Below are 12,495 nucleotides of genomic sequence, written 5' to 3' on the forward strand. Positions count from 1 at the left end.
TCATGGCAGGAGTATTCGACTACGCCCCGGCGATCGCACTGTTGCCGTTCGTCTCGTTCCTCGTCGCGCTCTTCGGGGGCAGGTTCATGCCCAAGCGGGGCGCGCTCGCCGGCATCGTCGCGACCGGCGGCTCGCTCGCGCTGTCCGCCTGGGTGGCGCTGACGGTGCTCGGCGGCGAGACGTACAACGAAGTCATCTACACGTTCGCGGCGGGCCAGCCCTTCGCGCTGGAGTTCGGCCTGCTGCTCGACCAGCTCTCCTCGCTGATGCTGGTCGTCGTCTCGCTCATCGCGTTCCTCGTGCACGTCTTCAGCCTCGGGTACATGAACGACGAGGGCGAGACCGGACTGTCGCGGTACTACGCCGAACTCGGCCTGTTCAGCGCGAGCATGCTCGCGTTCGTGATGTCCTCGAACCTGCTGATGGCGTTCATGTTCTTCGAGCTGGTCGGGCTCTGCTCGTACCTGCTCATCGGCTTCTGGTTCCGGCAGGACGGCCCGGCGTCGGCGGCGAAGAAGGCGTTCCTCGTCACCCGCTTCGGCGACTACTTCTTCCTGATCGGCGTGGTGGCGGTGTTCACCACGTTCGGCACGGCGGCGTTCGCGGGGCCCGAGGGCTTCCCGGCGCTCGCCGAGGAGGCCCTGACCGGCGGGGCGGGCGAGGTGAACACGTTCGGCCTCGCGCCCGGGACCTGGTTCACGATCATCGGCCTGCTCGTGCTCGGGGGCGTGATGGGCAAGTCCGCCCAGTTCCCGTTCCACACGTGGCTGCCCGACGCGATGGAGGGTCCGACGCCCGTCTCCGCGCTCATCCACGCGGCGACGATGGTCGCCGCGGGCGTCTACCTCGTCGCGCGCATGTACGGCTTCTACGCCCTCTCGCCGACGGCGCTCGCGGTGATCGCCTTCGTCGGGGGCTTCACGGCGCTGTTCGCCGCGACCATGGGCGTCGTCAAGCGCGAGATCAAGCAGGTGCTCGCCTACTCGACCATCTCCCAGTACGGCTACATCATGCTCGCGCTGGGGACGGGCGGCTACGTCGCCGCCGTCTTCCACCTGACCACCCACGCGGTGTTCAAGGCGCTCCTGTTCCTCGGTGCGGGGTCGGTCATCATCGCGATGCACCACAACGAGGACATGTGGGACATGGGCGGGCTGAAGGAGCGCATGCCGGTGACCTACTGGACGTTCCTCGCCGGGTCGCTCGCGCTCGCGGGCATCTTCCCGTTCTCCGGCTTCTGGTCGAAGGACGAGGTGCTGTTCGAGGCGCTCGTCCACGGCCTGTCGAACCCGCTGCTGCTCGGCGCGTACGCGATGGGCCTGCTGGCCGTCTTCCTGACGGGCTTCTACACCTTCCGGATGGTCCTGCTCACCTTCCACGGCGAGCCCCGCACGGACACGGCGCGGGACCCCCACGCCGTCCGCTGGAACGTGAAAGGGCCGCTCGTCGTCCTCGGCGTGCTCGCGGCGGTCGTCGGGTTCATCAACGCGGTGCCGATCGCGAAGCTGACCGGCGCGCACGTCGACTTCCTGCACGCGTGGCTCTTCCACGGGCCCGAGACCCTGACCGGCGAGCACTACGAGGAGCTGCTGAAGCAGTTCGCCGGCTACGAGGCGACGTACCTCGCCGGCGAGGTGGGGACGATGCTCGTCTCCGCGGCCGCCTCGCTCGGGCTCGCCCTCGCCGGTGCCGGGCTCGCGGTGGCGCTCTACCGCGGCCCCGCGCCGGTCGAACACACGGACAGACTCGGTTCCATCAAGACGTTGCTCTTCAACAACTACTACCAGGACGAGTACCAGGTGTGGCTCGCCCAGGGCCTGACGGCGAACGTCGCCCGGGCCGCCGACAAGTTCGACCAGGGCGTCATCGACGGCGTGGTCAACGGCGTCTCGAGCGTCTCGCTGTTCTCCGGCAGCCGCATCCGGCGCATCCAGACCGGTATCGTCTCCAACTACGCCGCGCTGCTCACGCTCGGGCTCGTCGCGCTGATCGTCGGGCTCGGGCTGTACGGGGGGTGGTTCTGAGTGCTGATCGAGGTACTCATCGCCGCCTGCCTGCTCGGGGCGGCGATCACCTTCCTCGCCCCCGACCGCGTCGCCGGACGCCTCGCGTTCGCGATCAGCCTCGTCCCGGTCGTCGTCAGCGTCTACATGTACGCTGTCTTCGACGGTACGGGTAACGTCCTGCTGCAGGGCGGCCAGCCCGCCTTCGAGACGTACGCCGAGTGGCTCCGGGTCGGATCCTATCAGCTCGCCTACCACACCGGTCTCGACGGCATCTCGATGCCGCTCGTCGCCCTCTCGACGATCCTGACGACGCTCGCCATCCTGAGCGCGTGGACCCCGATCGGGGAGCGTCAGTCGCAGTTCTACGGGCTGATGTTCGTGATGGAGGCGAGCCTCATCGGCGTCTTCGCCGCGCTCGACTTCTTCGTCTGGTTCGTCTTCTGGGAGGCCGTCCTCATCCCGATGTACTTCCTCATCGGCGTCTGGGGCGGCCCGCGCCGAAAGTACGCCGCGATCAAGTTCTTCATCTACACGAACGTCGCCTCGCTCGTGATGTTCGTCGGCTTCTTCAGCCTCGTGTTCGGGCTGGGCGACTCGATCTCCAGCCTCGGCCTGCCGGAGATCGCACAGGCGCTCAACGCGGGCCAACTCGGCTCGCTCTACGGCCTCTCCGGGAACGCGGTCGCGCTGATCGCGTTCGCCCTCATGTTCTTCGGGTTCGCGGTGAAGGTGCCCGTCGTCCCGCTGCACACGTGGCTGCCGGACGCCCACGTCGAGGCCCCCACGCCGGTGTCGGTGATGCTGGCGGGCGTCCTCCTGAAGATGGGGACTTACGCCATGCTCCGGTTCAACTTCACGATGCTCCCGGAGGTCGCGACGGCGCTCGCGCCGGTGCTGGCCGCGCTCGCCGTGGTCAGCGTCATCTACGGCGCGCTGCTCGCGCTCGCCCAGCAGGACCTGAAGCGCATCGTCGCGTACTCCTCGGTCTCGTCGATGGGGTACGTCATCCTCGGGCTCGTCGCCTACACCGTCTACGGGCTCGGCGGCGCGACCTTCCAGATGATCTCCCACGGCCTCATCTCGGGGCTGCTGTTCCTGTGCGTGGGCGTCATCTACAACACGACCCACACGCGCATGGTGGGCGACATGAGCGGGCTGGCCGACCGGATGCCCGTCACAGTCGGCGCGCTGGTCGCGGGATCGTTCGCCTACATGGGCCTGCCGCTGATGGCCGGCTTCGCCGCGGAGTTCTTCATCTTCGTCGGCACGTTCAACGCCGGGTTCGCCGGCGCGCCCGTGTTCACCGCGCTGGCGATGTTCGGCATCGTCATCGTCGCGGGCTACCTGCTGTTCGCGCTCCAGCGGTCGGTGTTCGGCGAGTTCTTCTCCGCGACCGACTACCCGGTGCGCGAGGCGGGCGTTCACGACCTCGTGCCGCTGGTCGTGCTCGTCGTGCTCATCGTCGTGCTGGGGACGGCTCCCGACATCGCGTTCGCGATGATCCGTGACGCCGTCGGCCCGATCCTCGACCTCGACGCCGCGCGCTACGCCAGCGTCGAGACGCTTAACGCGCTCTCCGCGCTCGGAGGTGTCCAATGATTCCGTTACAAACGACCGAACTCTCCGCACTGGCGGCGATCGCGCCGACGCTCGCGTTCGGCGCGGCGTCGCTCGTCCTGCTCGTCGTCGACAGCATCGACCCCGAAGCGTCGAACCGCGGGATCCTCGCGGGCATCGCGACCGTCGGGGCGCTGCTCGCGGTGCTCGCGTCGGGGTTCATCCTGTTCACCACGGGCGGCGAGCCGATCGACCTGTTCGGCGGTCAGCTGATCGTCGACGGGATGAGCCTGTTCTTCACGTTCATCTTCGGGAGCGTGACCGCGCTCGTCAGCCTCGCGAGCTACGACTACCTGCGCGATAACCCCTACCAGGCCGAGTTCTACTCGCTGGTGCTGCTCGCCGCGACGGGGATGTCGCTGATGGCGGCGGCGAACTCCTTCGCCACGGTCTTCGTCAGCCTCGAACTCTCCTCGCTCCCCTCCTACGCGCTCGTCGCGTACCTGAAGCGGAACCGGGGGAGCGTCGAGGCCGGCATGAAGTACTTCCTCATCGGCGCGCTCTCCTCGGCGGTGCTCGCCTACGGCATCAGCCTCGTCTACGGCGTCACCGGGAGCCTCCTGCTACCGGAGGTCGCGCGCGCGCTCTCCGGCGGCGTCGGCGACGGCCTGCTCGGCGTGCTCGGCATCGGCGTGCTGATGGTCGTCGGCGGGGTCGCGTTCAAGACCGCCTCGGTGCCGTTTCACTTCTGGGCCCCCGAGGCGTACGAGGGCGCGCCCGCACCCGTCTCGGCGTTCCTCTCGTCGGCCTCGAAGGCCGCGGGGTTCGTCGTCGCGTTCCGCGTGTTCGTCACCGCGTTCCCGGTCGAGGCGAACATCGGCGTCGACTGGGTGCTCGCGTTTCAGGTGCTCGCGTTCGTGACGATGTTCGTCGGGAACTTCGCCGCCGCGACCCAGGAGAACGTAAAGCGCATGCTCGCGTACTCCTCGATCGGCCACGCGGGCTACGTCCTCATCGCGCTCGGCGCGCTCACCGGCGCGGGCGACAGCGAGTTCATCCTCGGCGCGGGGATGCTCCACCTCGTCGTCTACGGCTTCATGAACACGGGCGCGTTCCTGTTCGTCGCGCTCGTCGAGTACTGGGGCGTCGGCCGCACGTTCGAGGACTACAACGGCCTCGCCACGCAGGCGCCGATGGCCTGCGTCGCGATGACCGTCTTCCTGTTCAGCCTCGCGGGGCTGCCCATCGGCGGGGGCTTCCTCTCGAAGTTCTTCCTGCTGATGGCGGCGGTCGACGGCGGCGTGCTCCTGCTCGCCGCCGCGCTCGTCATCAACAGCGCGCTGTCGCTTTACTACTACTCCCGCGTCGTGCGGGCGATGTGGATCGAGGACCCGTCCGCGCCCTTCGACATCGAGAGCTATCCGACGGGGCTCTACGCCGCGGTCGTCGCCGCCGCCGTCGTCACCGTCGCGCTCTTGCCCGCGCTCGGACTGTTCTCCGACGTGGCGTTCGAGGCGGCCGCAACCCTCTTCTGAGCGGTCGGCTCCGCTCCCGTCCCCGTCGCCGTTCTCGCCCAGCGACCGGTCGCGCTCGCCAGCCGTAGCCACCCGTGAGTCGTCGCGCCAGCGGGCCGAGCGAGGCGCGGAAACCGACGGATCGCGGATGGTTTCGACCTGCCGCCCGCAGAGTTTTAGCCCCTCGCTCCGGTAGGGGAGGTATGACAACCCGGCTCGTTCTCGGCTGCGGGTCGTTCGGCTACTCGCTGTACGAGGACCTCGGCGGGTATCCGGGCGAACTCCTCGTCGTCACCGACGACGAGAGTCGGGTCGAAGCGCTACGCGAGGAGAGCATCCCGGCGACGCTCGGCGACTGCGCCGACCCGGAGACGGTCGCCGCGGCCGTCGCGGAGGACGACCGCCCCGTCGAGAGCGTCATCGTGGCGGGCACGGACGCGGCGGTGAACCGCCGGGCGACGACGGCGGCGCGCGAGGTGTACCCCGACGCGATGGTGCTCGCCTACGTCCCGATCGAGGCGGACGAGGAGATGAGCGACGCCATCGAGAGACTCGCCGACCGCGTCGTGCGCCCCGAGGCCGCCGTCACCGAGCGCATCATCGAACCCACCCGGCAGGACGGACTCCGCATCCGCCAGTTGCGGCGCGTCCTCCGCGAGGTCGAGGGGACGCTGGCGGTCGTCATGCACGACAACCCCGACCCCGACGCCATCGCGAGCGCGGTCGCCCTCAGCGCGATCGCGGAGACCGCCGGATGTGACGCCGAGGCCATCTACTACGGCGACATCACCCACCAGGAGAACCTCGCGCTCGTGAACCTGCTGGAGTTCGACCTCGTGAACCTCGATCCGGACGATGATCTCTCGGGCTACGGCGGGTTCGCGCTCGTCGATCACTCCCGGCCGGGAGTGAACGACCAGCTCCCCCCGGACACGAACGTCGACATCGTCATCGACCACCACCCGCCGCGCGAACCGGTCGAGGCGCGCTTCGTGGACCTCAGGAGCGACGTGGGCGCGACGAGCACCCTGCTGGTCGATTACCTGCGGCGGCTCGGGGTCCGCCCCTCGACGGCCGTTGCGACGGGGCTGCTCTACGGCATCCGCGTGGACACCAAGAACTTCAGCCGGGAGGTGGTCGCCGACGACTTCGAGGCGGCGGCGTACCTGCTTCCGTACGTCGACGACGCGACGCTCGAGCGCGTCGAGTCGCCGAGCGTGAGCGTCGACATCATCGAGACCATCGGTCGGGCGATCCGGAACCGTCGGGTGGAGGGACCGGTGCTCACCTCCTGCGTGGGTCGGCTGCGCTCCCGCGACGCGCTGGCGCAGGCGGCGGATCGCCTGCTCGACATGGAGGGGATCTCGACGACGCTCGTCTACGGCATCCAGGAGGGCACGATCTACGCCTCCGCGCGCACCCGCGGGGCCGACCTCGACGTGGGCGAGACGCTCCGCGAGGCGTTCTCGCAGATCGGCGAGGCGGGCGGCCACGCCGACATGGCGGGGGCGCAGATCCCCCTCGGCCTGCTCGGCAGCGTGGAGGAGGACAGCGACGAGGAGCTCCGGGAGATCATCGAGGACGTCATCAACGACCGGTTCTTCGAGACGCTCCGCGCGCGCCCCCACTGGAGCGCCACCGAGTTGTTCGACGACGGCGTCGAGGGGTTGGGGCTCCCGGTGGGGACGGGGACGTCCGACGACGAGTGAGATCGCCGTCGCGGGTGCGGTCGTCCCGCCGCGCTCCGGGCGCGGCGACCGGGAAGACTTTCCCTCGGCGGCCGTAGTAACGGGGTGATGCTCGACGTCGAGGAGCGCAAACTCCGCGTGAAGGACTACATGACGCGCGACGTGGTGACGGTGAGCGTCGACGACACCGTCGCGGACGTGAAGCGGCGCATCGCGGAGAGCGAGGAACACAGCGGGTTCCCGGTCTGCGACAGGCGGCGCGTCCACGGCTTCGTCACCGCCCGCGACCTCCTCCTCGCCGAGGACGGCGATCCGATGTTCAAGGTGATGAACGACGACCTCATCGTCGCCCACCCGGACATGGAGATCACGGACGCGGCGCGCGTCATCCTGCGCTCCGGCATCCAGAAGCTCCCGGTGGTCGACGACGCGGGGAACCTCGTCGGCATCATCTCGAACGCCGACGTGGTGCGCAGCCAGATCGAGCGCGCCACGCCGGGCAAGGTCAACAAGCTGATCGAGACGCTCCGGAACATCCACGGCGTCGGGATGCGCCAGGAGCGCCGAAAGGTGCCCCTCGCGTCGCTCACGCCCACGCAGTCCAAGGTCTACACCGACGAACTCGAGGGACGGACCTACGAACTGGAAAACGGCCTCGCCGAACCGCTCGTGGTGATCGACAACGGCGGCGAGCACCTCCTGCTGGCCGACGGCCACCACCGCGTGAAGGCGGCAAAGCGCCTCGGCATCGACGAGATGGACGCCTACGTCATCGTCCTCGACGAGCGGGTTCCCCTCGGGATGGCCGAGACCGCTCGCAAGGCGAACCTCGAGACGATCGACGACATCGAGGAGGTCGACTACGCCCACCACCCGCTCGTCGAGACGATCGAGCGCCTCAAGAGCGACGACGAGTAGGCGGGTTCTCGATCCTCGTGGTTTCGGGAAGGAACGCAGCTCCGTCCTCGTCCCGCCGGCCGGGGGCGCGCACGCGGCGACACGCTCACCGGATCCGACGCGAGATACCGCCGCGACCGGCGGTTTTTTGCGCGCCCGTGCCGTAACTGTGCCACTCGGTATCTCGCCACGATGAGCGTCGAGACAGCACAGCGGAGGAGGGGGGGAGCGCAAGCAGCGGTCGTCATCGAGGGATTGACGAAGACCTACGGCGACGTCCGGGCGGTCGACGACGTGACGCTCAACGTCGACCCGGGGGAGGTCGTCGGACTGCTCGGGCCGAACGGCGCGGGCAAGACGACGCTCATCAAGTGCGCGCTCGGGTTGCTCGTTCCGACCGCGGGGTCGGTTCGCGTCGGCGACGTCGACGTGCTGGCCGATCCCGCCCCCGCGTACCGACACGCGAGCGCGATGCTCGAGGGCGCTCGCAACGTCTACTGGCGGCTCACCGTCCGCGAGAACGTGCGCTTCTTCGCCGGGCTACAGGGCATCGATCCCCGAACGCGTCGGGAGGAGCACGCCGCCCTCCTCGACTCGCTCGGGCTGGGCGAGCGCGCCGACGACGCCGTGACGGACCTCTCGCGGGGGATGAAGCAGAAGACGGCGCTCGCCTGCACGCTCGCGCGGGAGACGCCGGTCGTCTTCCTCGACGAGCCGACGCTCGGTCTCGACGTGGGGGCGTCCTACGACCTCAGACAGCGGATCCGACGCCTCGCCGACGAGGAGGGACGCGCCATCGTGCTGAGCAGCCACGACATGGACGTGGTACAGGAGGTGTGCGACCGCGCCGTCGTCCTGAACGAGGGACGGGTCGCCGCGGACGGGAGCGTCGAGGAGCTTGTGGGGCTGTTCGACGCGCGCGCGTACCGCGTGACGGTCGCCGGGGCGCTCCCCCGCGACGTGCGCGACCGCCTGGAGCGCGATCACGGCGTCGAGCGGTGGTTCCACGCCGCCGAGGGGCTTCGCTTCGAGGTGACGCTCGCCGACTCGACGGCCCTCTACGCGCTCGTCGAGGACCTCCGCGAGACGGACGTGGACCTCGTCTCGATGACGGCCGTCGAACCGGACCTCGAGGACGCCTTCCTGCAGTTGACCGACCGCGGGGTGAGGTGAGCGTGTCGCTCGGCGAGACCGCCGTCCTCGCGCGGGCCGTCGCCCGGAAGTCCCTCGTCCTCCGGGTCCGCTACGCGTTCAACACCGTGACGAACCTGTTCACCGTCTACGTCCTCTTCGCGCTGGTGGTCTTCGGCGGGCGCGAACTCGCCCCGCGGGCCGTCGAGGCGTCCCTCGGCGGGATCGTCGTCGGCTTCTTCCTCCTCCTGATGGCGAGCGTCGCGTACGCCGACCTCTCCTGGGAGCTCATCCGGGAGGCCCAGTGGGGGACGCTCGAACAGCTCTACATGTCGCCGCTCGGGTTCGGACGCGTCGTGGCCGTCAAGACGGTCGTGAACGTCCTCGTGAGCTTCGCCTACGGCGTCGTCCTGCTGGCGCTGATGCTGGCGACCACCGACGCGCGGCTGACCCTCGACCCGCTCACCGTCCTCCCCCTCGGCGCGCTCACCCTCTGCTCCGCGGTGGGCGTCGGTTTCGCCCTCGGCGGCCTGGCGCTCGTGTTCAGGCGGGTCGAGAGCGTCTTCCAGCTGGTGCAGTTCGCCTTCGTCGCGCTCATCGCGCTGCCCGTGGGGGCGAACCCGGCGCTGAAGCTGCTCCCGCTCGCGCTCGGGAGCCACCTCCTCCGGCGATCGATGAGCGCCGGACAGCGCCTGTGGGAGCTTCCGACCGCCGACCTCGGCCTGCTCGTCGTCACGGCGGTCGTCTACGTCGGCGCGGGCTACGCCGTCTTCCGCCTGGGGACGCGGCGGGCGCGCACGACGGGGCGGCTGGGCCAGTACTGATCCCCGCTCACATCTCGTCCGAACCTTCATAGCTATCCTTTACAAATACCGGTACATGTTCGACGAGGACGACCTGCGCGAGATCCGGTCCGAGCGCGAGCAGTGGGAGGAGGAGACCCTCGACCCCGCGCTCTCCGCCCACGGCGAGCGACGCGAGCGGTTCGCGACGGTATCGAACCACGAGGTCGACCGGCTCTACACGCCCGAGGACGTCGCCGACCTCGACTACGACGAGGACGTCGGCTTCCCCGGGGAGCCGCCGTACACGCGCGGCCCGTACCCGACGATGTACCGCGGCCGGACGTGGACGATGCGGCAGTTCGCCGGCTTCGGCACCGCGGAGGAGACCAACGAGCGCTTCCACTACCTCGTCGAGGAGGGGCAGACCGGCCTCTCGACGGCGTTCGACATGCCGAGCCTGATGGGACTGGACTCCGACGACCCGATGAGCCTCGGGGAGGTCGGAAAGGAGGGCGTCGCGGTCGACACGCTCCGGGACATGGAGGTGCTGTTCGACGGCATCGACGTCGGGGAAGTCTCCACGTCGTTCACTATCAACCCGAGCGCCATCGTCATCTACGCCATGTACCTCGCGCTGGCCGACAAGCAGGGCGTCCCCCGCGAGCAGGTTCGGGGGACGCTCCAGAACGACATGCTGAAGGAGTTCATCGCCCAGAAGGAGTGGGTCGTCCCGCCGGGACCCTCCCTCGACATCGTCACGGACACCATCGAGTACGCCGTCGAGAACACGCCGAAGTTCTACCCCGTGTCGGTGTCGGGTTACCACATCCGCGAGGCGGGATCGACGGCGGCCCAGGAGCTCGCGTTCACGCTCGCCGACGGCTTCGCCTACGTCGAGGCGGCGGCGGAGCGCGGCCTCGACGCGGACCAGGTCGGACCGCTCCTCTCCTTCTTCTTCAACTCCCACAACTCCGTGCTGGAGGAGGTGGCGAAGTTCCGCGCCGCCCGCCGTATCTACGCACGGGTGATGGAGGAGCGCTTCGGCGCGACGACCGACGCCGCGAAGCGCCTCAAGTTCCACACGCAGACGGCGGGGCAGTCGCTCACCGCCCAGCAGCCGCTCAACAACATCATCCGGGTCACGCTGCAGGCGGCCGCCGCCGTCATGGGCGGGACGCAGTCGCTGCACACGAACAGCTACGACGAGGCGCTCGCGCTCCCCTCGGAGGAGGCGGTGCGCATCGCGCTGCGCACCCAGCAGATCATCGCCGAGGAGTCCGGCCTCGCGGACACCGTCGATCCGCTCGGCGGGAGCTACGCCGTGGAGGCGCTCACCGACGAGATGGAGGCCGAGGCGATGGCCTACATCGAGGAGATCGAGGAGATCGGCGACGGCTCGATCCGCGACGGCGTCCTCCGGGGCATCGAGGAGGGCTACTTCCACCGCGAGATCCAGGACGCCGCCTACGAGTACCAGTCGCGCGTCGACGAGGGCGAGGAGACCGTCGTCGGCGTGAACAAGTACACGACGGGGAACGATGAGGACGACACGGAACTGCTCCACGTGAGCGACGAGGTGGCCGACCGGCAACTGGAGCGCCTCGACGCCGTGAAGGAGGAGCGCGACGACGAGCGCGTCCGCGAGACGCTCGACGCGCTGCGGGAGGCCGTCCGCGCGGGCGAGAACACCATGCCCTACGTCGTCGACGCCGTGAAGGCGTACGCGACGATGGGCGAGATCATGCAGGTGTTCGAGGCCGAACACGGCAGCTACACCGAGACAGTCACGCTGGCCTGAACGGGGCAAGAGCCGGGGCGTTCGGTCCTCCCCGTCGCTCAACGAGGCGTAGTGCCCGCCGAACCGGGGATCGAACGTGAAACAGCGGAATTCTTTTGGAACGATACGCCGTTGTCCACGTATGGAATCGGCCGACGGGCGCTCGCGGGCGCTCGCTATCCTCGAAGAGTCGCTCTGCCGTGATGCGGAGATCGACTTCGTAGTGGCGTTCGGTTCGCACGTCACGGGGAACTCGCAGCCGTCGTCCGATCTCGACGTCGCCGTCAAGTTCACCGACGGCCTCTCCTCCCGGGAGCGATTCCAGAAGCGGTGTTTCCTCTCGGGCGACCTCCAGCGAGAGGACGCCCCGTTCGTCGAGATCTCCGACGTCGAAGTCCTCCCGCTCGACGTGGCCTACGACGCGGTCAACGGCGAGTTCCTCTGCGGTGACGAGCAGACGTTCCGCCGGTTCGAGACAGACATCGAGACGGCGTTCGAGGAGCGACGCGACGATATCCGCCGCCACCAGCGGGGCGTGATAGACCGCATCGCGGAGAACGGTCTGCACGGCTGACGAACGGGTCGTCTCGAAGAAACTCGAAGGAATCGAGCAGTACTACGGCGAGCTGAAAGAGAAGCAACGGTCGCTTTCCCGCGAGGACCTCCCGACGGATACGACCGAGCAACGCGCCGTCGAGCGGATGTTCGAGAACGCCATTCAGGCGTGTTCCGACCTCGCCCAACACGTCGCTACCCACAACTGGCTCGCGAGTACGGCAGGGTGGACTACGGCGAGGTGTACGAAACCCTTCGGACCGGGCTGGAAGTCTACGACGCGTTCAGTCGCCAGGTCGCGCAGTGGTTCCGTGACCGATACTGAACCCGTGCCTCCGACGACGGAGAATCCGGCGATCCGGCTTCCGGACCTGGATCCTCGGTGGAACCGATAGAGATCGAGATCGTCGATTCGAAGGGAGGGAGACCCTCCCGGATCTGTTCGTAGAGAGGGGAGTAGACGGCGGGGTCGTAAGCGGATCCCCTCCGCTCTCGGAGAACGTCTCGATGGGTATCGTCGGGACGGAGCACCGAGATTCGACCATCGGATATTCGCGTAACGAGAGTACTTCGACCGTGGTGCGT

General features: G+C 68.6%; 10 protein-coding genes. All 10 read left to right on the forward strand.

The genetic code is table 11. The features are described 5' to 3' along the window. The first annotated feature begins 2 nt into the window (after positions 1–2). The 10 genes from nuoL to P1K31_RS07080 all read left to right on the forward strand — a co-directional run bounded on the left by nuoL (position 3) and on the right by P1K31_RS07080 (position 12,305). The gene (gene nuoL / locus P1K31_RS07035; protein ID WP_276305574.1) at positions 3–2,024 is read left to right on the forward strand and encodes an NADH-quinone oxidoreductase subunit L; all 2,022 of its coding nucleotides are present in this window, start codon (positions 3–5) and stop codon (positions 2,022–2,024) included. Further along, a complete protein-coding gene (locus tag P1K31_RS07040; protein ID WP_276305575.1) occupies positions 2,025–3,605 on the forward strand; it encodes a complex I subunit 4 family protein in 1,581 nt (526 codons plus the stop codon). Next, positions 3,602–5,098, forward strand: coding sequence for an NADH-quinone oxidoreductase subunit N (locus P1K31_RS07045; protein WP_276305576.1), 1,497 nt, complete (start codon positions 3,602–3,604; stop codon positions 5,096–5,098). Before P1K31_RS07040 ends, P1K31_RS07045 begins: the two co-directional genes overlap by 4 nt. Positions 5,099–5,280: 182 nt before the next feature. Next, the gene (locus tag P1K31_RS07050) at positions 5,281–6,786 is read left to right on the forward strand and encodes a DHH family phosphoesterase (protein WP_276305577.1); all 1,506 of its coding nucleotides are present in this window, start codon (positions 5,281–5,283) and stop codon (positions 6,784–6,786) included. An 87-nt stretch (positions 6,787–6,873) separates the two neighbouring features. Then, positions 6,874–7,683: a CBS domain-containing ParB/RepB/Spo0J family partition protein gene (locus tag P1K31_RS07055; protein ID WP_276305578.1), complete on the forward strand. Its 810-nt coding sequence runs from the start codon at positions 6,874–6,876 to the stop codon at positions 7,681–7,683. Between the two features lie 171 nt (positions 7,684–7,854). Next, on the forward strand, positions 7,855–8,835 hold the full coding sequence (locus P1K31_RS07060; protein ID WP_276305579.1) for an ABC transporter ATP-binding protein: 981 nt from the start codon (positions 7,855–7,857) through the stop codon (positions 8,833–8,835). Further along, a complete protein-coding gene (locus P1K31_RS07065; protein ID WP_276305580.1) occupies positions 8,832–9,617 on the forward strand; it encodes an ABC transporter permease in 786 nt (261 codons plus the stop codon). The genes P1K31_RS07060 and P1K31_RS07065 overlap by 4 nt, the downstream gene beginning before the upstream one ends. Positions 9,618–9,672: 55 nt before the next feature. Further along, positions 9,673–11,376 (forward strand): acyl-CoA mutase large subunit family protein, encoded by a 1,704-nt coding sequence (locus P1K31_RS07070; protein ID WP_276305581.1) that lies wholly within the window; start codon positions 9,673–9,675, stop codon positions 11,374–11,376. 121 nt (positions 11,377–11,497) lie between these two features. After that, positions 11,498–11,929, forward strand: coding sequence for a nucleotidyltransferase domain-containing protein (locus P1K31_RS07075; RefSeq protein ID WP_276305582.1), 432 nt, complete (start codon positions 11,498–11,500; stop codon positions 11,927–11,929). A 52-nt stretch (positions 11,930–11,981) separates the two neighbouring features. Further along, positions 11,982–12,305, forward strand: coding sequence for a HepT-like ribonuclease domain-containing protein (locus tag P1K31_RS07080; RefSeq protein ID WP_276305724.1), 324 nt, complete (start codon positions 11,982–11,984; stop codon positions 12,303–12,305). Positions 12,306–12,495: the final 190 nt, after the last annotated feature.

It is taken from the genome of Halomarina halobia, assembly GCF_029338575.1.
GTDB classification, from domain to species: domain Archaea; phylum Halobacteriota; class Halobacteria; order Halobacteriales; family Haloarculaceae; genus Halomarina; species Halomarina halobia.